Source organism: Cloacibacillus sp. An23 (assembly GCF_002159945.1).
Taxonomy (GTDB): Bacteria; Synergistota; Synergistia; order Synergistales; family Synergistaceae; genus Caccocola.
Genome location: NZ_NFJQ01000009.1, coordinates 55,682 through 80,998, shown reverse-complemented (window position 1 = coordinate 80,998; position 25,317 = coordinate 55,682). Strand labels below are relative to the sequence as shown.

Below are 25,317 nucleotides of genomic sequence, written 5' to 3'. Positions count from 1 at the left end.
GAGCTCCATATCGAAAATTATATTTTAAGCGCCCCGGCGGGAATTTCATCCGCGGAAGGGGCGCTTACTTTTTTTGTCTAACGCGCCGCGCGGCGGCGCTCATATCGGAGGGAGGATTCTCAATGAACCGTCGGGAGTTTATCAAAGGCGCGTTCGCGGCGGCTGCCGGCGGCGCGCTGCTCGGAGGGCTGAAAAGCGGCGGAGCGCGCGAAGCGTGGGCCGCGCCGTCGGACGGAAGGAAGAAGAAGGTGCTCGTCGTGACGGGCAGCCCGCGCAGGAACGGCAACTCCTGCACGCTCGCGGAGCAGTTCATACGCGGCGCTCAGGAGGCGGGGCACGAGGTCTCGCGCTTCGACGCGGGGCTATCGAACGTGCGTCCCTGCACGGCATGCAACCACTGCGGCATGAACGGGCAGTGCATACTCGACGACGACGATTTCGGCTCCGTGCGCGAGCGCATCGTCGAGGCTGACGCGATACTCTTCGCCTCGCCCGTCTACTACTACAACATTTCGACGCAGATCAAGGCGGTGATGGACCGCTTCTACGCGATAAACGGGCGCATCCACGTACATAAGCGCTCGGCCTTTATCCTGACGCTCGCTAACAGCGACATGGAGCGCGTGCAGCCGATAATCGACTTTTTCCGCAAAGGGCTGTACGACTACCTCGGCTGGGAGTACGCGGGACACGTCGTCGGCACGGGGCTGTGGCCCGCGGGCGCGGTCAACGGAACAAGGTTCATGGACGAGGCGTACCGCCTCGGCAGAAACATATAGAAAACCGAAAGAGGAGTGGTAAGAGATGTCGCTTGGATTCACGGAGATAATTCTGATAGCGCTGTTCATACTTATTGTTTTCGGTGCGAAGCGCATACCGGAGCTGGCGCGCGCTATGGGCCGCGCCTCGTACGAGTTCAAGAAGGCGAAGGCCGACCTCGAAAGTGAGAGCCGCGGCTTTATGGATGCCGCGGAGGACGCTAAGCGGGAGAACGCCGCATGAACGACAGCGAAGAAAGCCTCATAAGCCACCTCGAAGCGCTGCGCGGCGCTCTGCTGCGCTGCGTGATCGCGACGGCGGCGCTCTTCCCGGTCGGGTATCTGATCGCGCCGCGCGTCATCAACGCGCTGACGCTCTGGTGCTTTCCCGACGGCGCGACGCTGCACTATTTCGCGCCGATGGAGGTTTTCTTCGTACAGCTGCGCCTCGCGCTGATAATAGCGCTCGTCCTCGCATATCCCTGGAACATCGCGCAGATATGGCGCTTCCTGCTGCCTGCGCTCTATAAGGAGGAGCGGCGCGCAATAGCCCGCGCGGCGCTGTTTTCGTCGCTGCTCTTCGCATGCGGCGCGGCCTTCTGCGCGGGGCTCGTGCTGCCCGCCGTCATACGCTTCGCGGGGAGCTTCGCCACTCAGGAGCTTGAGGCGAGCCTCGGCGTCGCGAACTTCGCCGGCCTCGCGGGGCGGCTGACGCTCGCATTCGGCCTGATGTTCCAGACGCCGGTGCTCGCGCTGCTTGCGGTGCGCCTCGGCGTGATCTCGGCGGAGAGCCTCGGGCGCAAACGCCCCTACGTGATGACCGCGATACTGATAGCCGCGGGGATTCTGACGCCGCCCGACGTGATAAGCCAGCTCACGATGGCCGTCCCCGCGTGGCTGCTCTTCGAGCTCGGCCTTCTGCTCGCGCGGAGGCTCGAACGCGTGCGCGAACGCGGAAGCGCTTTCGCGGCGGAGCGTTCTTAATGCCCTCGGAGCATGGGAAACAGATAAAAGAGAAGTATTAGACGACGCGCGGCGGAAAAATTATATTGTAGGCGCGCGAGGGAGAAAAGCCCGCGCGCGTAAAAACGGCGGCGAAGCCGCACTCATACGAAAGGGCGCGTAACATGACGATAGACGAAGTAAGCGAATCCTGCGGCGTAAGCGCGGAAAAGCTGAAACATTACAGAGAGCTCGGGCTGATACCCTCCTGCGGAGAGGAATGGCGCAAGCGCCTCGGCCTCATAAGCTCGCTCGCGAAGGCGGGCGTGAGCGCCGAGAAGATAGCCGAGAACCCCGTGCTGCTCGACGAGAGCGCGGGGACGCTCGAAGAGCGCGTGCGGATAATGAAGAAGGAGCGCTTCCGCCAGCTCGACGACCTGCACGAGCGGCAGCAGTCTCTCGATTGTCTCGACTGTATAATAAGAGACATCAAAAAGAACGGCGGCCCGATAAGCCGCTGAAAGAAGGAGATGCCTTGCAGATGAAGACGAAAATGAGAAAATTCCTGCTCCCCGCCGCAGCGGCCTTCGCGCTGGCCTTCGCGGCCCAGTCGCAGGCGCAGGAGGCGCGCAGCTTCCCCGCCCCGACGACGGTCAGCGAACAGATGGCGGCGACCGTTACCGCACCGCCTTCTCAGGTCTGGCTCAAAGCGCCCGCGGACGCCAAGGAATGGAGCGAGCTGCAAAAGCGCAACGCCGAGGGCGGCGCGAAGTTAGCGCTCGGCCTCGCCCAGCGCACCGGAGTAAAGATAGAAGAGGGCAAAATCGCAGGCGTCACCGTGCGCACGCTCACGCCGCCCGCGATAGACGAAGACAAAAAAGATAAAATAATCTACGCGATACACGGCGGCGGCTACGTCCTCGGCGGCGGAGCCGGCGGCGTGACGGAAGGGCTGCTCATGGCGCACTTCGGACATTACAAAGTGATCGCGGTCGATTACCGCCTTGCGCCCGAGCATCCGTACCCCGCGGCGATCGAAGACGCCTTCGCGGTATATAAAGAGCTCGTCAAACAGTACGGCGCGGAGAACATCGCCGTCCTCGGCACCTCGACCGGCGGAGCCATGACGCTGATACTCGCGCTCCAGGCTATCCAGTCCGGGACGCCGCTTCCCGCGGCGCTCATGTCCGGCACGCCGTGGACGGAAATCGGCAAGGTCGGCGACAGCTACTTCACCAACGACGGCGTAGACAACGTGCTCGTGACCTACGACGGCCTCATCGACGCATCGGCGAAGGCCTACGCGAACGGCGCGGACTACAAAGACCCGCTCGTCTCTCCGATGTACGCGAAGGACGAGGATCTCGCGAAATTCCCGCCGACTCTGCTCTTCTCCGGCACGCGCGACCTCTTCCTCAGCAACACGGCGCGCATGCACGAGCGGCTGCTGCTCAACGACGCGGAGGCGGAGCTGATAGTTTACGAGGCTATGTCCCACGCGCAGTACTACCTGAACTTTGAAGCGCCCGAAACGGCGACACACTACGAACTGCTCTGTCAGTTCCTCGACAAAAATCTGCTGAAAGCCAAAAAATAAAACCGAAACGGAGCGCTCCGCCCCGCCCGCGCGGAACGGCGGCGGAGCCCCGTCAGACCGAGGAGGCAACGACATGACGATAGGCGAAGCTGCGGAAAGAACAGGACTAACGGCGGATACTCTGAGATATTACGAAAAAATCGGCCTCATACCGCCCGTCCCGAGAAAAGAGAACGGACTGCGCGACTACGGCGATGAGACTCTGAAAATCGTCGGGCTGATACAGCGCTTCAAGGCGATAGGAATGCCGCTCGAAACGATACAGAACTACCTCCGCCTCGCGGCGCTCGGCAGCGCCACGAGGAACGAGCGCCGCGAGCTGCTGCTCGAAACGCGCGAAAACCTCATGAAAAAGATAGACCGCCTCAGCTTCTGCCTGCGTCTCGCCGACTACCAGCTCGAACGCTGCGACGGCGGCCTGACCTCCGAGACCGAGCTCGCTCTGCGCGGCTGGGCCGTAAACGGCGCGCTCGCCGGAACGGCGGCGTAAGGGACGGGGCGCGAACCGAGCGGAGCCTAAGCCGCGCAGCCGCGCGATATGCTTCTCGGCCCGCGCAGACGGACGCCACAATATTTTCGACCGCCGAGAGCGCAGGACGAAACGAACCCCGTATAACGAAAACACGGGAGCAGGATCTAAAGTAAGCCCTCTCGCGCATTCCGCGCTTCAGCGGGACGCGCGGCGGCCACATTAAAAAATTACCTCGTCCGCGCCGCCGCAGCCCGCGCGGAGCGGCCCGCAGCGGCGCTCTTGACTTTAACCACACTCGAAGATGTAAATTAACGCGGAAGCCGAACGAAAGGAGCGCAGCGCATGGAAAAGGAGCTTGTATATTTCTGCCGCCATTTCTGGATGGTGCTGCGCGACATCGCGCCGTTTTGGGCGCTCGGCATCGCCGCCGGCTCTTTCGTCTCCGTCTTCGCCAAGGAACGGATAAACGCGCTATTCGCGCGCATATCGGACGGGCCGCTCGCGATATTCGCGGCGAGCGCGCTCGGCATAGCGTCGCCGCTCTGCATGTACGGCACGGCGCCGCTCGCGGCCTCGTTTTCGGGAAAGGGCATGGACGACGGCGTGCTCGCCTCGTTTATGATGAGCTCCGTGCTTCTCAACCCGCAGCTGATGATTTACACCGCGGCGCTCGGCATGGAGACGCTAGCCGCGCGCACGGTCTCGGTCTTCGTCTGCGGCGCGGCGGCGGGATTTCTAGTCAAGCGCTGCTTCGGCGGGCGCGGCTTCTTCAATTTCAAGGGCTTCGGAAGCGCGGAGAACCGCGACACCGACCCGAACATGACGATGCGCCTGCTCAAAAACATCGGGCGCAACATCCGCGCGACGGGGCCGAGCTTCCTCGCAGGCGTAGCGCTCACCGCCGCGCTGATACGGCTGATCCCCTCGCGCGCGATAGCGGGGGCCTTCGGCGAGAGCGGCTTCGGCGTCGCGGCTGCGGCGGTCGCGGGCGTGCCGCTCTACTTCTGCGGCGGCGGAACGATACCGCTGCTCGCCGAATGGATGAGCCGCGGAATGGGGCTCGGCCCCGCCGTCGCCTTCATGCTCACGGGCCCCGCGACGAAGCTGACGAACCTCGGCGCGCTGAAGACGGTGCTCGGCGCGGCGCACTTCGCGCTCTACATAGCCTTCTCGATGATATTCGCGCTCGCGGCGGGCTACGCCGCGGCCTTTCTCATATAGTTCGTTCCAATCCTCTGTACGAGCCGCCCGCCGCGCGATACGGCGGGCGGCTTCACAATATGAGGCAGAGAAAAGCCGGACGCCGGGCTTAAGCGCGCCGGCGCAAAAGGGCTCATTTTCAGGCAATTATGCTCTATGCTCAATTAACTGATATAACCGGTTGACTTTATTGCGAAAATTCGGCGTTTCGTCATGCCGCGCTTTGCCGGCGCCCGGGAGACGGATGGCTCCGCCGGGCGCGTTTTCGGGCTTTCCGAACGGGCGCAGCATAACGCTAAAGCCGTCTTTCGTGTACATTGCGGCGGCTTTCCATCTCCGGGCAGGCGCGCGCGGAAAAGCAGAAGCGAGCTGCGGCGGTCGTGCGGCTCGCCTGTCGTTCTCAGCCCCTCTTATTTTTATCGCTCTTCCTGCTCTTCGTGCGCCTCTTTGCGCGCGGCGCGTTCGGCGCGCATCGCGTATTTTTTTGCGTGCGGGTCGCCGCAGGTGGGAACTATACAGAAAAATTCGAGCGGAATGTCCGCGTCGTTTTTATATTCGTGGACGAGGCCGCCGGGGACGCGCGTCCAGTAGCCGGTCTTCATAAGATAAGGCGTGCGCTTGCCGGGCTCTTCCTCCACTTCGACTACGCCGTCGCCGGAGAGGGTGAACATGAGATGGTCCCAGTCGTGTACGTGCGCCGGGATGCCGCGGTGCGGCGGCAGGATGAAGTGGCGCATGACGTAGTCCTTCCACACGCCCCCCTCTGGGCCGTAGACGGTGCGTTTCTCGATTTCGGGCGCGAGCGCCGAGGCGTTCTGGAGCGGCAGGTCGTATATGGAGCCGTAGTTTTTCGCTTTCTCGCTCATAAAAAATTCCCCTCCTTATAAAAATCCGGCATTGCCGGGTGTGCTGGCAATGCCGGGCTGTCTCCGATTATATCAGAGTTTTACTTCTTTCCGAGCGCTTCGAGGCCCGCGCGGATTTTTTCCGGCTTCGCGGGGATGGCCTTGATGCGCACTCCGCATGCGTCGTGTATCGCGTTGCATACCGCGGCGTGCGGCGCGGCGAGCGGCATCTCTCCGGTGCCGGCGGCTCCGAACGGCCCGAGCGGACGCGGCGTCTCGACGTGGACGAGCGTGAGGTCGTCGGGGATGTCCTTGATGTAGGGCAGGCCCATGACGACGAAGTTGTTGTATTTATTCTCGTCAAGGAAGTCCTCGGTGAGCGCGAGGCCTATGCCCTGCGCGATTCCGCCGTACTGCTGCCCGTCAACTACGAGATAGTTGTTGATGACGCCGACGTCGCCGACGAGGACGAACTTCTCGCAGTGCGCCTTGCAGGTGTCCATATCGACGGAGACCATCGCAAGGTTGACCGCGAACATGTGGAAGCCGAACGGCTTGCCGTGGCCGGTATCCTTGTCGTTGCCGGAGCAGACTTCGGTCGTGCCGTCGGCGTGGAGTATCTTAGCCTGGGTGTATCCTTCGTAGAAGGTCGGGATTTCCTCGGCCACCATCTCGTCGTAGGTGCGGTAGGTGCCGTCTGGCTTGCGCATCGCGTCGAGCAGCTTTTTGCAGCTGTCCACTATGGCGTTGCCGACCATGACCTGGCAGCGGCTCGCTGCGGCGGCTCCGCTGTTCGGCGCTTTCGCGGTGTCGGAGAGAACGAGCTTTATCTGCTCGGGACGCAGGCCGAGCGGCTTGAGCGCCTCGTGCGCGGTGCCGATGCAGCCCATGTCCGCGCCCTGCCCGTGGTCTTCCCAGGTGTTGTAGAGGATGACGCCGTCCTTCGTGAGCTCGATGTTGCTCGCAGCCTCGTCGGCTCCGTCGTCGTTGGAGTTGTAGATGCCTATCGAGACTCCGACGCCGTACTTGACCTTATCGTTCGAGAGCTCCGCGGCCTTTTTCTTCATCTCTTCGTAGTAAGGGCGCGCCTTCTTCATCATTTCGGGAAGCGGGAAGACTTCCGGCGCGTAGCCGGAGGGGAACTGCCCGCGCGGATTCTCCGTGAAGGGCTCCCATTCGAGCAGGTTCATCTCGCGGAAGTCGAACGGGTCGATTCCGCACTTGTTCGCGAGCATGTCTATCGCGGTCTCGCAGCCCCAGTAGGTCTGCGGCGCGCCGTAGGCGCGGAAAGCGGCGCTCCAGCGGTGGTTGCTCCAGCAGGTGTAGCCGGTGGCGCGCATCTTGTCGTAGGCGTAGGGGGCCATGAAGAACTGCCCGCCCTTGTTCGTGAGGTCGTTCGCGGACTCGCTGAACGGGCCGTGATCAACCCACCAGGTCTGTTCCGCTCCGACGAGCTTGCCGTTCTTGTCCGCGCCGACGCGGATGTGCATGAGGAACGGCGAGCGTTTCGGCGTGCGGACGTTGTGCTCCTTCATGTTTATGCGCATGTAGACGGGGCGTCCGCAGGCTATGAGAGCTATCGCAAGATACGGCTCGTTGGTCGGCGCGACCTTGTAGCCGAACGACGCGCCGAGATTGTTTTGAATGACGCGGATTCTCGACGGCGGGACGCCGACGCCGCGCGCTATCATCATCTGGTGGCGGTAGACGCATATCGACTTGGAAGCTATCGTAAGGAGGCCGTTCTCGTCGTAGTAGGCGTAGCCGCAGTCCGTCTCGAGGACCATGTGCGGCTGGCGCGAGCTGAGGAACTCGTCGTCCACGAGGTACGCGGCGTTGTCGAGGTCTTCCTTCGGGTCGGCACCCTTCGTGAATACGCGCTTGTTCCACGCGTTCGGCATTCCGTCGTAGCCCTCGATGTTGTCGTAGACCTTTATAGCGTCCGGGGCCTTCGCCTGGTAAATGTCTATGAGCTCTGGCAGCGGCTCGTAGTCAACCTTTATCTTCTGGGCCGCGGCGCGCGCGTTGGTCTCTGTGTCGGCGCAGACGATGGCTATCACGTCGCCCCACTGGCGTATCTTGTCGCCCTCCTCGACCATTATGCGGCGCTCCCAGCCGTCGGTGAGCGCGGAGTCGCAGCCGACCTGTCCGCGGATGCGGTTAGTCCCTTTGACGTCCTTGTAGGTTACGACTTTGAAGACGCCCGGCATCTGCTCCGCTTCGCTCACGTCTATCTTGTTGACCTTTGCGTGGCGGACGCCTTCGAGCGTGTAGGGATACGCGAAGAGGAATTCCTCCGGCAGCTTGAGGCGGTCGTCGTCGCCGAAGTCCCAGAGCCCCGTCGCCTTGTATACCGCGGAGGGACGCGGATAGCTCGTGTTCCATACGGAATCGCCGGGCTTGTACATCTTCGCGAGGTCTTCTATCTTTTCCTCGCCGCGCAGAATGGCCGCGGCCTTCATGACAGCGTCCACTATCTGCTTGTAGCCGGTGCAGCGGCAGGCCATCCAGTTCTTGCTGAACCACTCGCGCACCTCTTCGCGCGTTGGGTTCGGATTCTGGTCGAGGAGCGCCTTTCCGCTCGTGATGAACCCCGGCGTGCAGAAGCCGCACTGAATGGCTCCGCAGACTATCATGGCCCACTGGAGCGCGTGCAGGTTGTCAGGCGTGCCTATTCCCTCGATGGTGGTGATCTGCGAGAATTCCGGCACGTTCTTCCAGCGCGTGATGCAGGCGCGGACGACCTTCCCGTTTAATATGACGTTGCAGACGCCGCACTGCCCGCAGTCGCAGCCGCGCTTCGTCCCCGTCATCTTGAGCTGGTCGCGCAGCACCGTGAGCAGCGACACGTCGGGCTTGCCGATCACGCGCCTCGGCACGCCGTTGATGGTGAGATTCTTGACATGATAGCTCGCCGCGATCGGAGCTTCTGTCTTTTCCTTCGCCATTGGTAATCCCCTCTCTCGTGATAAAAATTTCTCCATTTTCCCGCGCTGCGGGAATCCCAAAGAACACAATGAAGCTTTTGCGCGAATTGGAGAAGAAGGAAGGAAACGGACGCTCTGCGCCTGATGACCTGTACCCCTTTCCAATTTGGACGCCCTCAGGCGTCCCGGGAGGCGCGGCGCTTTCGCGCGCGCCCTCGCGGACTCTCGCCCGCTGGCCCGGCCTCCGTGGCTTTCGCTTTAGGCGGCGGGGCTCGGGGTTGCAACAACGTTGCAACAATAGTCAAAACTTTCTATACAAATCATACAAAAGTACACAATAGCGAGCAATATTTAGTCGAAATAAGGGAGCATTTGCGCGCTTTTAATTAGTTTGTGTCTATTAAAATTCATGCGAATATTTGTAAAAAGGAAGTAATTTACCAAGAAAGGAAAGCCGCCGGGCGCGGCGCAAAAACGCCAGCAAGGAGGCGAGCCGCGGCGGCCGCCGCACGCGTCGGAGCTGACGCGGCGGCGAAAAATATCCGGTGAAATTCCTGGCGGCGCGGATCGCAGCGCCGCGCCGCGGCACGCGCGTGAAACCGGCGCAGCCTACGCGGCGTCCTCCGTTCTGCGCCGCCAGCCTAAAGCGAAGCCCACCGCTTACGTATAGCGGCGGGCCGTCAAACGTCTGCTTTTTGGTAAAATCGGAGCTAGAGAAGCGCCATGCGGTAACGCTTCTCTGGGCGTCCTACGCGCCGGTATGCGTATTCGACGACGACGCGCTCGCTGAGCGTCAGAAATTCAAGGTAACGGCGCGCCGTCGAGCGCGAGATGCCGAGGCGGTCGCCTACCTCCTGCGCCGAGAAGGTGCCCTCGTTTTCCTTGAGGAATGTCTCGATGTCGTTGAGGCACTTTAGCTGCAGCCCCTTCGGTATCGTGCGGTTGTTGGCCCACGCGGGATCGTGCGTCTTCATCGCTACAAGAGCGTCTATGTCTTCCTGCTGCCACGGGCTCGTGCGGCCCGTCAGCGAATGGTGGTATACCTGGTAATTCTTGAGCGCGGCGCGAAGCCTGTCGAACGAGAAAGGCTTTACCAGGAACTCGAAGACTCCGGCGCATATCGCCTTGCGCACGAGCTCCGGGTTGTCGCCCGACGAGACCACTATGTAGTCAGTGCGCGGGAACTCCTTGCGCAGCTCGTCTATCTGATCGAAGGCGCTGAACTCCTTCAGATAAAGGTCGAGCAGCACGAGATCGACATCGACGCAGCGCATCGCCTCGAACATCTGCGGCCCAGTATCGACGCTCTTCAGCAGCGTGAAAGAAGGGTCGTTCAGTATAACGTCCGAATATAATTTTTGAAGCAGCGGGTCCGATTCGGCTATAAGGACTTTTAGGCTCCGCATCGCGCCGTTCCTCCTCCTTCGTGTTTCTGCCGGAGACGTCTTCCGGCGGCATAGGACGGGAAAAGGGGAGCGCGCTGCGCTCTTCCGACGAGCCTTTTCCCCTTTCCGGACGGGAGGCGCCGCCGTTTCCAAACGGCACCCAATGGCCCGGCCGCCATAGGAACGCAAGCTCCCGCAGGACGGCGGGCTCGGGGTATTTATTCATTTTTATCCATTTACGATTATAACAACTGAGATGCACTTGTCAACATGCGCGCCGCCCTTTAGACGGCGAATGCGCCGCGCGGCCAAGTTGTATATAATAGGAACGTACCGAAGAGCTCCCGCTCAAATCATGGAAAGAGGTGCCTTCTATGACGAACCAGATATGGAATCCGCATGAATACAGGAAGAGCGCGGACTTCGTCCCCGAGATGGGACGGGCCGTGATAGAGCTGCTGGAACCGAAGGCCGGTGAAAGGATACTCGACCTCGGCTGCGGCACCGGCGTGCTGGCGAAGGAACTCGCCGCCGGGGGCTGCACCGTCGTCGGAACCGACGCGAGCCCCGAGATGGTGGAGGCGGCGCGCACGGCCGGCGTGGACGCGCGGCTCGCAGACGCGCAGACGCTCAAGATGGACGAAAAGTTCGACGCCGTCTTCAGCAACGACGCGATACACTGGATGCCGGACCACTACGCGGTAGTGCGCCGCGTGTGGAACCTGCTCGTGCCCGGCGGGCGATTCGCGGCGGAGTGCGGCGGCGAGGGCTGCGTGCGCATAATCCGCGAGGGCATGAAGATAGCGCTTATCAAGCGCGGGATAGATTACAAGGCGCGCAATCCGTGGAAATTCCCCGAGCTCGGCACGTTCTCGGACATTCTTGAAAATCAAGGCTTCCGCGTGAAGTTCATCGCGCGCATAGACCGCCCGACGCCGCTCGTCCACGGGCTGCGCCGCTGGCTCGAGGTGTTCTCGGCGAGCCACACGGACGGCTTTACCTCCGAAGAAAAGGAGGCCTTCTATAAGGAGGTCGAAGACTACTGCCGCCCGACGCTCTACAGTGAAGCGAACGGATGGAGCGCCGACTACGTGCGTCTGCGTTTCCTAGCGGTGAAGCCGGAGGAATAAGAAAAGTAAGGCTCTATGCGCCGGGTTCTTCGAGTACGTATCCCGGTATATACTGTCTTTTCGAGCTGGTGTTGGCGATGCCGCTCGTCTGCATCAGCGATACCATTTTCGCGTTGGTATCCGTCGCGATTTTTTTAGGGGTACCTTTGTTTATTCTCGGCAGTCCGGCCTATGTGATTTTTCACCTTTAAATAAGCGGCGGCAAAAACGCGGAGAAATTGTGGTCACTTTGGAGACGTTAGATTTCGCGCAGGCGGGAAACATACGCGGCTTTAACTGCGCGGAGGTGATTTTTTGTCTTTGTTTCCCATCGACTGCGCTCGGAGTCAAAAAATCTGCGTTTCACTTATACGGTCAAACAACTGTATGTAACAAGCGGCGGCCCCTCACGGAGCCGCCGCTTTTGCGTTTCTTATAGAGTTTCGTTACAGCGCCGCTTTCGCTCCCGCTTCTACGGCTTTGATCATTTTTTCTGTCTCTTCGTCGCTCATGTGGATGTTGAGGCCGAACATGACGGCGCGCGACAGAAGGGATTCGGCCTGGGCCATCGTCTCGGGCATGTAGGATGGCGTGCGGTTGCCGAAGTATTCTTTTTCGCCCATTTCCTGAAGGGCTTTCCAGTGTTTCGCGTAGTGCCACGTGTTGTCGGCGATTACTGCGCAGCCCGAGGCGGCCTGGAATTTGCGCGCCGCTTCGGCGGTGGGCAGCATGAATATGACGTGCGTCGCAGTGTCGCCCTCCGCGTCGTGCATCGGGCGCGGCGTGAGCCCCGCGGCGACTCCCGCGTCTATTATTTTTTTCTTCGTCGCGCGCAGCGAGGCCAGGGCCTCGGGCATTTTTTTCAGCGCGACGACGCCGAGCGCCCCCTGGAGCTCGCTTATGCGGTAGTTGACGCCGAAGCCGAATTTGCCTTCCGCGCCGCGGTCGTGCTCTTTGCTGTGGACGTGGCCGTGGTCGTGGTAGCAGTCCATGCGGAACCACGTGTCGTGGTCGTCGGTGAAGACCATGCCCGCTTCGCCGACCGTGAGCGTTTTGTTGGGGTCGAAGCTCCACGCGCCGCAGTCGCCGATGCCGCCGAGCGCGCGGCCTTTGTAGGTGCCGCCTACGACTTCACAGGCGTCCTCTATTATCGGTATGCTGTATTTTTTGCCGAGGGCGACGAATTTGTCCATGTCGGCGGCGACGCCGAACATGTGTACCGGCATTATCGCCTTCGTGCGCGGCGTGACGAGCTTTTCGGCAGAGGCCGCGTCGAGGCTGAGCGTCTCGTCGAGCTCGCCGAGGATGGGGACGGCGTCGCAGGCGACTATCGCCTCTACCGTCGCGATGAAGGTGAAGGGCGAGGTTATGACCTCGTCGCCGGGCTTGACGCCTATTCCCTTGAGCGCCGTGATGAGAGCCGCGGTGCCGCTCGAGACCGCGAGCGCGTATTTAGAGCCGGTTATCGCCTTCGCCGCGTCCTCGAACTCTTCTGCGCGGTATACTCCGCCGCGCAGATGGTGCGAGCCGTAGCGGTGTATCATTTTGCGTTCGATAACGTCCGCCGCCGCGGCTATCTCTTCTCTTCCGAAAATCTCAGTTCCCGCCATTTTCTACCGCTCCTTTATTATTCTGTTGTAGATGCCTTCGATGTATTCCGGCGTCGCCTTTTCCTGCCAGCCGTCGCCGAAGCAGCTGTGCCACAGTTTTTCCATGCCGAGCGCGGTCTTTACCATCTTCGGCACGTCTTTCTCGCCGATTCCGTAGTCGGCGGCTTTCGGCTTCTGCCGTCCGTTCGCGGCGAGGAAGCTCATCGTGTCGCCGTAGCCGTCGGGGTAGACGTCCTCGAGCGCGCACATCGAAATCGCCACGGCGACGCTGTGCGGAAGGTGCGGCGCGCTGTTGCTTAGGCCGTAGGAAATGGCGTGCGCCGCCCCGACGCGCCCGGAGACGGAGCTGCTGCCGCCGAGCACAGAGGCGACCGCGGAGATCACCGCGTTTTCCTCATTATACACGGAGAGGTCGCGGCTCAGCACCTGCTTCGCGAGGGCAAAGCCGAGCGTGGCGTCCTCAACGCCTTCCGGCGCACTCGTCTTGCTCGTCTTTATCTCGTAGTGGTGGAAATAGCAGTCCATCATCGTGTAGAAGCGGTTGAAGGCCGGCGCGTGCCGCGCGAGCGACGGGTCTATGACCGCCACCTCAGCTTCCGTGTATTTGTTGTTGATGCCGAGTTTCTTCTCCGGCCCGCGCAGCACCGCTATCGGCGTTATCTCCGCGCCGGTGCCGGTCAGCGCCGGCAGCACCCAGATGTCCGCGCCTTTGTTCATGTCGAGGCCGTAGCCCTGATAGACCTGCGCGGGCTCCGGGTTCGCGAGACATATCGCGGTCGCCTTCGCGAGGTCCATCGTCGCGCCGCCGCCGACGCCGACGAGAGTGTCCGGCTGCTCCGGCAGAGCCTGTATCAGCGCGCGGAGAGCGTCAACGTCGCCGGTGCGCGGCTCGGAGAAGCTGGCGTCGAAGGCGAATAAGTTCTTCTCGGCGAAGAAGCGCGCGAACTCGGCTTGTCCGGCGAGCGCCTTGTCCACGACGAAAAAGGGCTTCTTCCCCGCCTCGGCGAGCATCCTGAAAATGTCGCCCACTCCGTCCTCCGACGGCACGACGCGCGTGTTCACCGGAGTTTTCCACCAGGGCTCAAGTTTCACAAATTCCTTTATAGTCTTCGGAACGTTCATAGCAAAGTCTCTCCTTCCGTAATTTCGGCAAAAAGCAATAAGACATGGGCAGGTGCGAAAATCCGCGCCTTCCCCCTCAGCTTGTCATAAAATCCCCGGCCTTATCAAAGGCCGGAGAAATATTTTTCTATCTTTATGAGATCCTCCGGCGTGTCGATCTCGATCGTGTCGCGCGACGCTGGGACGCAGCGTATCGTGTGTCCGCGTTCGAGCACGCGGAGCATTTCGAGGCTCTCCGTCTTTTCGAGCGGAGTCTGCTCCGAAGACGCGAAATCGAGCAGAAAATCGCGCCTCCAGCCGTAGGGGCCGATGTGCTTGTACCAGACGCCGCCGCCGCACCTCGGGTACGGTATCGGCGAACGGCTGAAATAAAGCGCGCGCCCGTCCGCGCCGAAGACGGCCTTCACGACGCTGGTCTCCTCCACCTCTTCCATGCGCTCGATGCGCTTCACGAGAAGCGCGAGCATCACGGACGAATCGGCGTCGAGCGCCTCGACGAGCGGGTCTATCATGTCCGCACCCACGAGCGGGTCGTCCACCTGTACGTTGAGCACGTAGTCAGACGGCACGCGCCGCGCCACGTAAGCCACGCGGTCGCCGCCGCTCGGCAGCTCCGGCGGCGTCATGACGGCCTCGCCGCCGTGCGACGAAACGAGCCGCGCGATGCGCTCGTCGTCCGTGGCTACGATCACTCTGTCTACGTTGGAACACTTGGAAACATTTTCCAGTACGCGGACTACAAGGGGGACTCCGGCAATCTCTATCATGGGTTTGCCAGGAAGCCGCGTGCTGGCGTAACGTGCGGGTATCACTGCAAGGGTCTTCATCCCTCTAACCTCCTTCGAGGGCAGCCTATGCAGTGTATGGCCGTTTTTAACGGCTTTCTCGGCTGCCAAACCTCGGTTAGATGCTAAGAATAATCCTAAATATACGATTTTGTCAATTACGAAAAATTAATTTTTTTGTCATATTGCAAAAAACGACGTATAACGACCATGAGAATTCATGCAAGCGAACAATCGCATCTTGCGCGAAAATTCACTTTCATATACACTTCCATCGTCGTCCGGCAAAAACACGCGGCGCGCGGCGGCAAAAACGCCGGACGGCGTCAAAAAATCTAAGGAGGAAACAGACATGAAAGCAAGAAAGTTTCTGGCGATAGCGGTAATGTGCGCGGCGATGGCCGCGGCGGCCTGCGGAGTGTCGGCGGCGGCCGAGAAGGCCGACGGCTACACGAAGATCAACGCACAGGAAGCCAAGGAAATGATCGAGGGTTCCGCCCCGGTCGTCCTTCTCGACACGCGCAAGGTCGAAGAGTACAACGAGGGACACATACCCGGCGCTATCGTCATCTCCCACGAGAGCGTAAAGACCGAGCTTCCGAAGATTCTCCCCGACAAGAACGCGACGCTCGTCATCTACTGCCGCTCCGGCAAGAGGGCGACGGCGGCCACGCAGGATCTCGTCGCGGAAGGCTACAAGAACATCTATCTCTACACCGGCGGAATGCTCGACTGGCCATACGAAGTAGCGAAATAACGAGCTCCGCTCAAAAAGCAAAATTTTACGGGACGCCCGATAAGCGTCCCGTTTGCCGTATTTTTACGCCGCGCCGGCGAAAACCCGGCGGCGGACGGAAGGCCCAGCCGCGCAAAGTACCGTCCGCTTACGGCAAGCCTGCTCTAAAAACGCGGACGGACGCGCACGGCTTGAATATCCCGCACACCGCGCACACCCGTCCTAAAATCCTACAACACAGCAAAAACACGCCGCAAGCCCGAAACCGCCGGCTGCGGCTTACCTCCACGGCGCTGCCGCCGCGCTACTTCGCCTCAAGTTCGTAGATAGTCCAGCGAAGCGACTCCGCCGCGCGGCACTTCTTATAATCGCCCTTCAGATAAAGATCCTTGAAAGCGACCGAGCCTCCTGCCTCTATCTCCGTCTTCGCGATATAAACGTCGCCGAGCTCGCGGCGCCGCCCGTCTACAAAGGCCAGGGCCGCGTTGAAAACGACCGGCTTGTCTCCTCTGTTTAATATGGTGACGCTCACGCCGTCCTCCGTCACGCGCAGCCCCCTGTATATAAGCGGATCGCCCTCCGGTATATAGCCCCTCTTCGAGAAAGCCATCGCCGCGCCGCACAGCGTCAGAACAAGGAAAAACGCAAGCAAGAATTTCTTCAACACATGTACCTCCGTCCTATTCATATGCCGCGCCACTATTATAACGGAAAAGCCCCGAACGCCGAAACGCCCGGGGCCTGCAATATTCATTTGGCGGAGAGTGGAGGATTCGAACCCCCGGGGCTGTGACACCCAATTGATTTCAAGTCAATCACCATAGACCGCTCGGACAACTCTCCGCGTTTACGGGTGCATTATAATGTCTAGCGCCTTTTATGGCAAGGGCGCGGCTCAGGCTGTGTCAGTCCGCGAGGCCGGCCGCGGTTAAGAGGCCCAGGAATGCCGCCTGTACGCCGAGGCAGGCGTCCGTCGGGTCGAACCATTCGCCGGGGCTGTGGTTCGCTCCCGCCCGGCCTCCGCCGCCTACACATACGGCGGCGACGCCTCTTCCCATCGCGGCGCTCGCGTTCGTCGGGCAATTACGGTCGAGCAGCGGCGTCATTCCGAGCGCGCGTATCGCTTCAGACATGCGGAGGACGGCTTCCGAGTCTTCCGGCATGGAGGCGGCCGGTATGTCCACGAGCTCCTGCACCTCGAACGTTATATCGCGGGCTTCGCAGCGCGCGTTTTCTTCTTCGGCGCCGCGCGCTATGGCCTCGTCGGCTGCGCGGTCGAGTTTTCGCAGTTCGCATGCGCTCTCTGAACGATAGGTTACTATCAAAGAGGCCTCCGGCGGCATCGCGTGCGCCCCCGCGTCGGTGCCGGCATGGAAGCTCGTGACCGAGAGGGTCGTTTTCGGACTTTTCGGAAGCTCGAGCTCCGCGAGCTTAGCCGCGGCGGCTATCGCAGCGTGTACTGGGTTTCCGTTTTTGCCGTATGCCGCGTAGGAGTGTCCGCCGCGTCCTCTGAATGTGACGCGCCTCGTCCTTATGCCGGGACCGCCGCATACGACGACGTCGGAATCGGGGCCGTCTATCGACAAACAGCTTTCTACGGCAGGATGTTTTTCAAGAAAGTACGAGATTCCGGCGCAGCCGCCTATCCCTTCTTCGCGAACGGTCGCGAGGAAGACGACGTCTTTTTTTGTTCTTACGCCGGATTTTACGAACGCCTCCGCGACGGTCAGCAGCGCCGCGAGGCCGCGCGCATCGTCGGAGATGCCCGGGCAGTAAAGTATCCCGTCCTTTTCCGTCACTTCTTTGACTGTCCTGAAGGGGAATACCGTGTCCAAATGCGCTTCGGCGGCGACGCATCCGCAGCCGCTTCCGCGCAGCGCGCCGAAAACGTTGCCGGTTTCGTCGCGCGTTATTCCGCTCAAGCCTAGCCGCTCGAAATGTTCAGCGACGAGCGCGGCGCGCCCTTCCTCGTGGAAGGTCGGGCTTTCAGTGAGGGCTATTCTTTTCTGAAGTTCCAGCGTATCGCCTTCGGATTCTTTTATGAAGCGGAGCGCGGCTCGCACGCGCTCGTCTTCAAGAGCGCGCGCGAGCTTAGCCGCTATTTCCGATTTTTCAGCCATTTTTAAAGCCGTCCGTACTTTTCCGCCGCCATGCGGACTGCGAAGTAATTCTCAAGCGGCGTGTCCTCGTAGATGGTGCATCCGGGGCCGAGCATGAATCCGCGTCCGCCGGAGTATTCCACAGCCTCGCGCACGTGCTCGTAGAGCTCGTGATAGTCCACCCTGTTGAGAAATTGTTCTTCGTTTATCCCGCCGATCAGACATTTGTGCGTCAGCTTCCGCGCCTCGGAGAGGGTCGGGCCGCACCATCTGTCGTGCCAGTTTATGCAGTTCGCTGGATAGCCGACGAGACGGCGGAACATCGACTTTTCGGGCTCAGGCGTGAAGCTGTGGATATGGACGACGTTGAACCAGCTTCTTTCGTCCATCGCCTCAAACACTTCGCGGTCGTATTTTTCGCCGAATTCGTCGTATGCGGCGTCGTCCATGAATTTATAGTTGGCGAGCTGGCTAGCGAAGAAGAAGCCGCTCACGCCCAAACGGAGGTTTTCGCGCACGAATGCGGCCGTCGTCTCCGTTATCGTCGCGAGCGCCCTGTGTACGCGCTCAGGGCATTCCACCATGGATTTTTTCAGCGCGTCCCAGCCCATCAGCTTGTAGAGCGTCGTGAGCGGGCTGAATATCGTGTGTATGACCGGCGCTTCGTCGCCGTGCGCGCGCATCCCGGCGAGCATCATTTCCGCGTAGCGGAGCTGCTTGCCGTAGACGCCCTTCGTCACGTCGAGCGGGCGTATCTTTTCCCAATCGTCCGGCGTTTTGATAAATTCCTCGTCTACCTTCGCCCACTGGTCGGGCAGGTTGAACTTCTTTATCTTCACGCCGTAGTCCTCGACGCCGTAGAGCCCGTAGGGCATGAGCTTAACGAAGTCGAGGTCCAGCTCGTCGTAAAATCTGTAGTGCGCCGCGGCCAGCTTATCCACGTCCTGATCAACCGGCGTGAAGTGCGGCCACAGGCCTATCGGTATGCGGTCCGCCGCATCGAAGGCGACGGCGGCCCGCACTCTCTCCGTTTTGGTCATTCCGCTCATGCCGCGCCCCGTTAGTAGCCGATGCTGGCCGCGACGTAGACGGCGACGAGCCCTATGACGAACCAAACAGCGACTATAGGGAAGACGAACTTAACCCACTTAGCGTACGGTATCTTTACCATCGCGATGTAGGTCATCATGCTCGCGCCGGTCGGGTAGATTATGTTTGTGAAGCCGTCGCCGAGAAGGAAGGCCAGCACCGTCGTCTGACGCGAGACGCCGACGAGGTCGCCGAGCGGCACCATTATCGGCATCGTGACGCTGGCCTGTCCCGAGCCGGACTGTATCGGGAAGTTGATGAGCGTCTGAGTGATGTACATGCCTATCGCTGAGAGCTGGCTCGGCAGGCCGCCGATCGCGGTCGCGCAGGCGTTGATTATCGAGTCGCGGATGCCCGCGTCGTTCATTATTACCGAGACGGAGCCAGCGCAGCCGACTACGAGCGCGCCGAGGACGAGCATTTCCGCGCCAGCCGTGAATTCTTTGGCTATCTTGTTCATGCTGAAGCGTTTGACGACGCCGGAGAGGAAGCCTATGACGATGAAGAGCGCCGACATCTCGGCGAACCACCAGCCGCCCTTGCCGACGCTGTAAACGAGCCACGCGAGGCCGCCGATGAGTATGACGACCACGACCCAGTCGCTCGGCGTGAATTTCTCGACCTCGTCGAAGTTGAGCTTATTGGTGCCCTTCTCTTCTTTTTCCAGGTCGGCGACGATGCTGAGCTCAGGGTTTTTCTTCACCTTGCGCGCGTACATCATCAGATACGCGCAGGTCGCGACTAGCAGTATGGCGAGCAGCGCGGCGCGGAAGCCCATGCCGGAGTAGAGCGGCAGCTCTGCTATCGTCTGAGCGACGCCGGTGTTGAACGGGCTCGTCAGTCCGCAGGAATATCCAGCGACGGCGCCGAGGCCTATCATTCCAGTCCCGGTGAGAGCGTCGAACCCCATGCTCCGCGCTATCGCCACTCCGAGCGGCACGAAGAGCACCAGCTCCTGCGACATGGCCATAGTCGTCCCGAATGTCGCGAAGAGGCAGACGAATATGGGTATGACCCAGACCTCGTTGCCGGCGAAGCGTCTCGCCGCGCTGACTGAAATCTTCGTGATGACTCCCGTCGCCGTGATTATCTGGAAAGCGCCGCCGATGATGAGGACGAAGAAAATGACGGACGCGTTATACTGCATTCCTTTGATGAACGACTCGAAGAAGCCGCTTATCGTGCAGGGATTTTCCTCGACAAGATGATACGACCCGGCGACGACGACCGTGCGCCCGCTCGCGTTCACCGCCGTGTCGAACTTCCCCGCCGGTATGACGTATGTCAGAAGCGCCGTTGCGATTATTATCGCGACGAAGACGACCAGCACGTGCGGTATCCTAGATTTCTTTTCCGTTGTTTCTGCCATTTCATGAATCCTTCCTTTTAGTAAAAAGTCTATAAAAAACTAACGGGGCCTTGCGACCCCGGGACATTCTAATATTTTATAGATTGTAAGTCAAAGGCAGAAATTTTATAGAATTTTATAAAATGTTTACAATATATAAAAGTCCCGCCGTTCGTTCCGCACGGGAAGGTTTAAGGGCGGCAGCGCCGCCCGGCGCCGTTCGAGCGGTCCGCGCTATTTCTTCCCTTCCATATACTTCGCCCAGTCGGCGTTGAACTGGTCTATGCCTTTGGTCGTGAGCGGGTGATTGAAGAGCATTTTCAGGACTTTGAATGGAACGGTAGCGTAGTCGGCGCCGGCTTTGGCGCATTCGAGGACGTGCGCCGGGTGGCGCAGGCTTGCGGCTATGACTTTCGTCTCTATGCCGTAGGACCGGTATATGTCCACTACGTCGTAGACGAGCTTCAGTCCGTCTTCGCCGATGTCGTCGAGGCGTCCGACGAAGGGGCTGACGTAGGTCGCGCCCGCCGCCGCGGCGAGTATCGCCTGATTGGCGGAGAAGACGAGCGTGACGTTGGTCTTGATGCCGAGCGCCGTCAGCTCCCTGGCCGCGCCGAGTCCGTCGGGGCAGAGCGGTATCTTGACGACGACATGCGGGTGTATCTTGGCGATGACCTTGGCCTCTTCGACGAGCTTCGCCTTTTCTAGCGACACGGCTTCGGCGCTGACGGGGCCGTCCACCACCTCGGCTATCTCGCGCACGCGCGTGTGGAAGTCGATGCCGCCCTCTTTGGATACGAGCGTCGGGTTGGTGGTGACGCCGGCGACGACGCCCCACGAGCATGCTTCTTTGATTTCGTCCAGGTTGGCTGTGTCGAGGAAAAATTTCATTTTCGTAGCTCCTTTTGGGATAATTTATAAATTTTTACGGCGGGGCCGCGTTTCATCTTTTTTCCGTTTCCGCGGCGCGTTCGTTTATCTCGCGCTCGCGCCTGTCCATCTCCGCGACTTCGCGGCTCAGCGTGAAGCTCAGTATGACGCGCAGCAGCACGATGACGGCGAGCACCGCGACGCCCTGAAGGTCGGGATTGCTTATCGTCCCTATTATATCCGCCGCCATGAGGAACTGCAGGCCGAGCATGAGCGTCTCTTCAAGCGAGAGCCGCAGGTGTATCCATTCGTTCTTGGCCGCCCTGCGGCCCGAGAGCCGAAGCGCAGCGCCGCGGACGAGCGCCGAACCGACGCCGCATATTATTATAACAATGCTGACGAATTCGATGACGGCGCAGGAGTATTCCGCGAATATGTGCAGAACTTCGGGCGCGTATGCAAGTATGCTCATGGCGCGCCTCTATTTGAGCAGTATGCCGCAGACGAGCACGAGATACTCCGGCAGTTTCCCGTCGGCGGCCCATTTTATAGGAGTGCCGAGAAGCTTTTCCGCCGTGTCGCACACATTGCCGCCGAGCGACTCTATAGAGTAGCGCATCCGGTCGGGGCGGCGGCAGGGCGAGCCGAATCTTTTCGTGCAGTTCGCGCCGCATATTTCGCAGCTTCCGGCGTAGAGGGCGAGGCTGCCGGGATATTCTTTTTCGAGCGCCAGCGCGCGGTCGAGCAGCTTTGTCTTTTCCGCCGCGAGCGCCGCATGTACGCCGCCTCCCTTGTCCCAAACGTCCCAGCCGCTTCCCGCCTCAGCGCCGAAGGTCAGCTTAGTGCCGAATATCCAGAACTCGCGGAATCCGCGCCAGAGCGCAAGCGGGTCGAAATCATACGGCGGGCACGACCATTTGACGGTGTAGTTCGGGCACGCGCGGCAGCATTCGAGAAAACGCGGCACGTCAACGTAGCCCCTTATATATTCGTCCGCGGGAATCCTGTTTTCGAGCGCCGCCGTGCCATAGTTCAGCATCACGCGCCTCCCCCTTTCACTTTTCCAGTGATTCTCTACATTGTACTCAAGCGCGCGCGAAACTTCAACGAGCGCGCGGCGAATGCGCGGTTTCCGCAATGCCGCCAGGCGTTGTAAAATGTTACAAGGAGAACGTCGCGTCGCGCGGGGGGCCGGTTATGGAGAAAAATTTGACGACTGGCAGCGTTTTTAAGACTGTGGTGTATTTTTCGCTGCCCTACCTTCTTTCGTATTTTTTGCAGACTCTTTACGGAATGGCGGATCTGTTCATCATCGGGCAGTTCCGCGGAGTGGCCAGCACGACGGCTGTCGCGATAGGCAGCCAGGTGATGCACATGCTGACGGTAATGATAGTCGGCCTCGCGATGGGCGCGACGGTGATGATAGGACGAGCCGTCGGCGGTATGGATCACAGGGGCGCGGCGCGCGCCGTCGGGAACACCGTGACGCTTTTCATGGCGCTCTCGGTAGTGCTGACGGCGGCGCTGCTGGCCTCGGTAGGGCCGATAGTGCGTGCCATGTCCACGCCGCCCGAGGCCGCCGCCGGCGCGGCGGCCTATCTTGCGATATGCTTCGCGGGAGTTCCTTTCATAACGGCCTATAACATTATCAGCTCGATATTCCGCGGCATGGGCGACTCTAAAAGCCCGATGTATTTCGTCGCCGTCGCCTGCGCCGCGAACGTCGGCCTCGATTATCTGTTCATCGGCGGCTTCGGCATGGACGCGGAGGGAGCGGCTCTCGCGACGACGCTCTCGCAGGCTGTCAGCGTCGCCGTGGCGCTCGCCGTGGTCAGGCGGCGCAAAACGCAGATAAGGCCGGCGCGCGCGGACTTCCGCCCGGAGCGGAAAACTATGGCGGGACTGCTCAAGATAGGCGTGCCGGTGTCGCTTCAGGACGGCTTCATACAGATAGCTTTCATAGTGATAACGGTAATAGCGAACAGGCGCGGGCTAAACGACGCGGCGGCCGTCGGCATCGTCGAGAAGATCATCTCCGTGCTCTTCCTCGTGCCGTCGTCGATGCTCTCGGCAGTCTCCGCGCTGTCGGCGCAGAACTTCGGCGCAGGCAAGCCGGAGCGCGCGCGGCTGACGCTCAAATACGCGGCGGCGATTGCCGTCGGCTGGGGCGTCGCGGCGACGGCGGCGATGCAGCTTTACGCTGACGGCGCGGTGGCGCTCTTCTCCGACGCCGCCGCCGTGATAACGCTCGGCGGGCAGTATATGCGCGGCTACGTATGGGACTGCATCTTCGCGGGGATACACTTCTGCTTCAGCGGCTACTTCTGCGCGCGCGGACTTTCCGTCGTCTCATTCATACACAACTCGCTCTCGATGGCGTGCGTGCGCGTGCCGCTCTCGTACCTCGCCTCCGTCTATTTCCCTTACACGCTCTTCCCGATGGGGCTCGCCTCGCCGGCCGGCTCCGTCTTCTCCGCCGCGATATGCGCCGGCGTCTACCTGTGGCTCGAGAGGCGAGAAAGACGAAGCGGCGACCTCTCGGCGCACATAGGATGAGCGCCGCCGCCCCGCGTTCCGGCGCGGTCCTGACGGCTGCCGCAGCTTTTCAGCGGAAGGCCGGGCCTGCCATTCCGAGAGCGGCGAAGCCAAGATGTTGAAAATAAAAAAGCGAGACGCTCGCAATGGCGTCTCGCTTTTTTCTATGGTTTTCCGACAAGAAGCTATATCGCGTAGGCTTCCGGGGCTTCCTGGGGTTCTTCGCCGATGTCTACGAGGTTTTCCCTCGCGAATTTCGCGGGGAGGAAGTCCTTCGCGACCTGCGGGAAGAGGATGTAGGAGAGGACGTCCTCCGGCTGGGTGCACCAGACGCCGATCTCCTTCTTCGCCTGCTCGATCTCCGGCGGGATCTTTTCGCCGGGGCGGCAGGTGATCGGCTGTTCGTCGCCGAGGACTATTTTCTGTATCTCGGGATCGACCGGAGCCGGGGTCTTTCCGTAGTAGCCGCGGAAGTACTGACGCACTTCGTTCGGTATCATCTTCCAGCGTTTGCCGGAGATGACGTTCATCGCGGCCTGCGTTCCGACTATCTGGCTGGTCGGAGTGACGAGCGGCGGGTATCCCATCTCCTTGCGGACGCGCGGCACCTCTTCAAGCACCTCGTTGAATTTGTCGAGGCATCCGCCCTCCTTGAGCTGGCTCTGGAGGTTCGAGTACATTCCGCCCGGTATCTGGTAGAGCAGGATGTTGACGTCTACGCCGCTGATGCCCATGATGAGATCCTTGTATTTCTCGCGGAGTTTCTGGTAGTGCTTCGCTATCGGCAGGAGCTTCTCGAGCGAGAGTCCCGTGTCGAGCGGGCCGCCCGCGAGCGCCGCGACCATCGTTTCCGTGGCGGGCTGGCTCGTGCCCATCGCGAAGGGCGAGATGGCGCAGTCCACGACGTCCGCGCCGGCCTCGAGAGCCGCCATGTAGGTCATGGACGCCATGCCGCTCGTGTAGTGGCTGTGTATCTGTACGGGCAGGTTCACCTTTTTCTTTATCGCCTTGACGAGCGCTGCGACGGAGACGGGCGAGAGAAGGCCGGCCATGTCCTTGATGCATATCGAGTCCGCGCCCATGTCCGCCATGTCCTTCGCCTGCTTGGCGAAGAGCTCGAGCGTATGGACCGGCGATACGGTGTAGGAGATCGTCATCTGGAGCTCGCCGCCCTCTTTCTTGACGGTCTCGGCGGCTATGGACATGTTGCGGAGGTCGTTGAGCGCGTCGAATACGCGGACGATGTCTACTCCGTTGCCTATCGCGCGCTTGACGAATTCGCGCACGGTCTCGTCGGAGTAATGGCGGTAGCCGACGAGGTTCTGCCCGCGAAGGAGCATCTGCGTCTTGGTTTTCTTGAGGCGTTTTTTAAGCTGACGGAGCCTGTCCCACGGATCTTCGTGAAGGAAGCGCATCGCGGCGTCGAAAGTCGCTCCGCCCCAGCATTCTATGGAGTGGTAGCCTACCTCATCCACTGCCTCGCATATCGGCAGCATATCCTCCGTGCGGAGGCGCGTCGCCATAATCGACTGATGCGCGTCGCGGAATGCCGTCTCGGTTATTCCGACGCGGGGTTTCTTCTTCGCTTCAGCCGGCTTTTTTACCTCGTTTACGGTGACCGCCGGCGCGGCGGCTTCCGCCTGCTGAGCGGCCTCGGCCGTCGTTATCTTCGTGGCTATCACGTTGCCGTTGGCGTCCTTGATTTCCTGCTTCACCACTGTTTCTGACATGGATGACCTACCCTTCCCTCTTGATTTCCATCTGCACCGCCGCAGGCCGCGCGAAGCTGCGCCGCCCCTCGGGCGCGGCTCCGGCGTTTTATGCCGGCGGCTGTAACGCTACTGTATATTACTTCGTTATGAGGGTTTAATTCAAGTGGTATGTCGGT

24 protein-coding genes, 1 tRNA gene and 2 riboswitches are annotated in these 25,317 nt (G+C 60.7%); of the genes, 10 read left to right on the top strand and 15 right to left on the bottom strand.

What is annotated here, in order from left to right:
* Positions 1-122: 122 nt before the first annotated feature.
* From B5F39_RS10030 to B5F39_RS10005, 7 genes are all read left to right on the top strand, one after another.
* A complete protein-coding gene (locus B5F39_RS10030) occupies positions 123-779 on the top strand; it encodes a flavodoxin family protein (RefSeq protein ID WP_087366842.1) in 657 nt (218 codons plus the stop codon).
* A gap of 25 nt (positions 780-804) precedes the next feature.
* Positions 805-1,002: a twin-arginine translocase TatA/TatE family subunit gene (locus B5F39_RS10025; RefSeq protein ID WP_087366839.1), complete on the top strand. Its 198-nt coding sequence runs from the start codon at positions 805-807 to the stop codon at positions 1,000-1,002.
* Entirely contained in the window at positions 999-1,742 is a 744-nt protein-coding gene (gene tatC / locus B5F39_RS10020) for a twin-arginine translocase subunit TatC (protein ID WP_087366836.1), read from the top strand. The genes B5F39_RS10025 and tatC overlap by 4 nt, the downstream gene beginning before the upstream one ends.
* Positions 1,743-1,885: 143 nt before the next feature.
* Positions 1,886-2,221 (top strand): hypothetical protein, encoded by a 336-nt coding sequence (locus tag B5F39_RS14275; RefSeq protein ID WP_158096021.1) that lies wholly within the window; start codon positions 1,886-1,888, stop codon positions 2,219-2,221.
* Between the two features lie 20 nt (positions 2,222-2,241).
* A complete protein-coding gene (locus tag B5F39_RS10015) occupies positions 2,242-3,297 on the top strand; it encodes an alpha/beta hydrolase (RefSeq protein ID WP_158096020.1) in 1,056 nt (351 codons plus the stop codon).
* A 73-nt stretch (positions 3,298-3,370) separates the two neighbouring features.
* Positions 3,371-3,787 carry a MerR family transcriptional regulator gene (locus tag B5F39_RS10010; RefSeq protein ID WP_087366830.1) on the top strand — a complete coding sequence of 139 codons (417 nt, stop codon included), beginning with the start codon at positions 3,371-3,373 and terminating at the stop codon, positions 3,785-3,787.
* Positions 3,788-4,111: 324 nt separating this feature from the next.
* Positions 4,112-4,990, top strand: coding sequence for a permease (locus B5F39_RS10005; protein ID WP_087366827.1), 879 nt, complete (start codon positions 4,112-4,114; stop codon positions 4,988-4,990).
* Positions 4,991-5,385: 395 nt separating this feature from the next.
* On the opposite strand, the gene B5F39_RS10000 is transcribed toward B5F39_RS10005, so the two are convergent.
* The 3 genes from B5F39_RS10000 to B5F39_RS09990 all read right to left on the bottom strand — a co-directional run bounded on the left by B5F39_RS10000 (position 5,386) and on the right by B5F39_RS09990 (position 10,147).
* A complete protein-coding gene (locus tag B5F39_RS10000; protein ID WP_087366824.1) occupies positions 5,386-5,835 on the bottom strand; it encodes a cupin domain-containing protein in 450 nt (149 codons plus the stop codon).
* Between the two features lie 80 nt (positions 5,836-5,915).
* Complete coding sequence (locus B5F39_RS09995) at positions 5,916-8,762, bottom strand: molybdopterin-dependent aldehyde oxidoreductase (protein WP_087366821.1); 2,847 nt, start codon at positions 8,760-8,762, stop codon at positions 5,916-5,918.
* A gap of 117 nt (positions 8,763-8,879) precedes the next feature.
* A riboswitch (molybdenum cofactor riboswitch) is annotated at positions 8,880-9,031 on the bottom strand.
* Between the two features lie 420 nt (positions 9,032-9,451).
* Positions 9,452-10,147, bottom strand: coding sequence for a response regulator (locus B5F39_RS09990; protein ID WP_087366817.1), 696 nt, complete (start codon positions 10,145-10,147; stop codon positions 9,452-9,454).
* Positions 10,148-10,229: 82 nt separating this feature from the next.
* Positions 10,230-10,353, bottom strand: a riboswitch (molybdenum cofactor riboswitch).
* A gap of 147 nt (positions 10,354-10,500) precedes the next feature.
* Here B5F39_RS09990 and B5F39_RS09985 point away from each other — a divergent pair.
* Positions 10,501-11,256: a methyltransferase domain-containing protein gene (locus B5F39_RS09985; protein WP_087366814.1), complete on the top strand. Its 756-nt coding sequence runs from the start codon at positions 10,501-10,503 to the stop codon at positions 11,254-11,256.
* Positions 11,257-11,681: 425 nt separating this feature from the next.
* Here B5F39_RS09985 and B5F39_RS09980 read toward each other — a convergent pair whose 3' ends face one another.
* From B5F39_RS09980 to kdsB, 3 genes are all read right to left on the bottom strand, one after another.
* On the bottom strand, positions 11,682-12,845 hold the full coding sequence (locus tag B5F39_RS09980) for a DegT/DnrJ/EryC1/StrS family aminotransferase (RefSeq protein WP_087366811.1): 1,164 nt from the start codon (positions 12,843-12,845) through the stop codon (positions 11,682-11,684).
* A 3-nt stretch (positions 12,846-12,848) separates the two neighbouring features.
* Positions 12,849-13,967, bottom strand: a complete 1,119-nt coding sequence (locus B5F39_RS09975) for an iron-containing alcohol dehydrogenase (protein WP_087366808.1) — start codon at positions 13,965-13,967, stop codon at positions 12,849-12,851.
* A 104-nt stretch (positions 13,968-14,071) separates the two neighbouring features.
* A complete protein-coding gene (kdsB, locus tag B5F39_RS09970) occupies positions 14,072-14,794 on the bottom strand; it encodes a 3-deoxy-manno-octulosonate cytidylyltransferase (RefSeq protein WP_087366805.1) in 723 nt (240 codons plus the stop codon).
* 310 nt (positions 14,795-15,104) lie between these two features.
* On the opposite strand from kdsB, the gene B5F39_RS09965 reads away from it, so the two are divergent.
* Positions 15,105-15,509 carry a rhodanese-like domain-containing protein gene (locus B5F39_RS09965; RefSeq protein WP_158096019.1) on the top strand — a complete coding sequence of 135 codons (405 nt, stop codon included), beginning with the start codon at positions 15,105-15,107 and terminating at the stop codon, positions 15,507-15,509.
* A gap of 283 nt (positions 15,510-15,792) precedes the next feature.
* Here the strand turns inward: B5F39_RS09965 and B5F39_RS09960 are convergent, their stop codons facing one another.
* From B5F39_RS09960 to B5F39_RS09925, 8 genes are all read right to left on the bottom strand, one after another.
* Positions 15,793-16,152: a hypothetical protein gene (locus B5F39_RS09960; protein WP_087366799.1), complete on the bottom strand. Its 360-nt coding sequence runs from the start codon at positions 16,150-16,152 to the stop codon at positions 15,793-15,795.
* A 91-nt stretch (positions 16,153-16,243) separates the two neighbouring features.
* Positions 16,244-16,331, bottom strand: a tRNA-Ser gene (locus tag B5F39_RS09955).
* Positions 16,332-16,393: 62 nt separating this feature from the next.
* Complete coding sequence (locus B5F39_RS09950) at positions 16,394-17,608, bottom strand: M20/M25/M40 family metallo-hydrolase (RefSeq protein ID WP_087366796.1); 1,215 nt, start codon at positions 17,606-17,608, stop codon at positions 16,394-16,396.
* A gap of 2 nt (positions 17,609-17,610) precedes the next feature.
* Positions 17,611-18,627, bottom strand: a complete 1,017-nt coding sequence (locus B5F39_RS09945; RefSeq protein ID WP_158096018.1) for a uroporphyrinogen decarboxylase family protein — start codon at positions 18,625-18,627, stop codon at positions 17,611-17,613.
* 20 nt (positions 18,628-18,647) lie between these two features.
* Entirely contained in the window at positions 18,648-20,045 is a 1,398-nt protein-coding gene (locus tag B5F39_RS09940; RefSeq protein ID WP_087366790.1) for a TIGR00366 family protein, read from the bottom strand.
* A gap of 213 nt (positions 20,046-20,258) precedes the next feature.
* Entirely contained in the window at positions 20,259-20,915 is a 657-nt protein-coding gene (gene fsa / locus B5F39_RS09935; protein ID WP_087366788.1) for a fructose-6-phosphate aldolase, read from the bottom strand.
* 52 nt (positions 20,916-20,967) lie between these two features.
* Complete coding sequence (locus tag B5F39_RS09930) at positions 20,968-21,366, bottom strand: DUF1622 domain-containing protein (RefSeq protein ID WP_087366785.1); 399 nt, start codon at positions 21,364-21,366, stop codon at positions 20,968-20,970.
* A gap of 9 nt (positions 21,367-21,375) precedes the next feature.
* Entirely contained in the window at positions 21,376-21,933 is a 558-nt protein-coding gene (locus B5F39_RS09925) for a DUF2284 domain-containing protein (RefSeq protein ID WP_087366782.1), read from the bottom strand.
* A gap of 158 nt (positions 21,934-22,091) precedes the next feature.
* Here B5F39_RS09925 and B5F39_RS09920 point away from each other — a divergent pair, with 158 nt between their 5' ends.
* Positions 22,092-23,450: an MATE family efflux transporter gene (locus B5F39_RS09920; RefSeq protein WP_087367070.1), complete on the top strand. Its 1,359-nt coding sequence runs from the start codon at positions 22,092-22,094 to the stop codon at positions 23,448-23,450.
* 164 nt (positions 23,451-23,614) lie between these two features.
* Here B5F39_RS09920 and B5F39_RS09915 read toward each other — a convergent pair whose 3' ends face one another.
* Positions 23,615-25,159 (bottom strand): pyruvate carboxylase subunit B, encoded by a 1,545-nt coding sequence (locus B5F39_RS09915; RefSeq protein WP_087366779.1) that lies wholly within the window; start codon positions 25,157-25,159, stop codon positions 23,615-23,617.
* Positions 25,160-25,317: the final 158 nt, after the last annotated feature.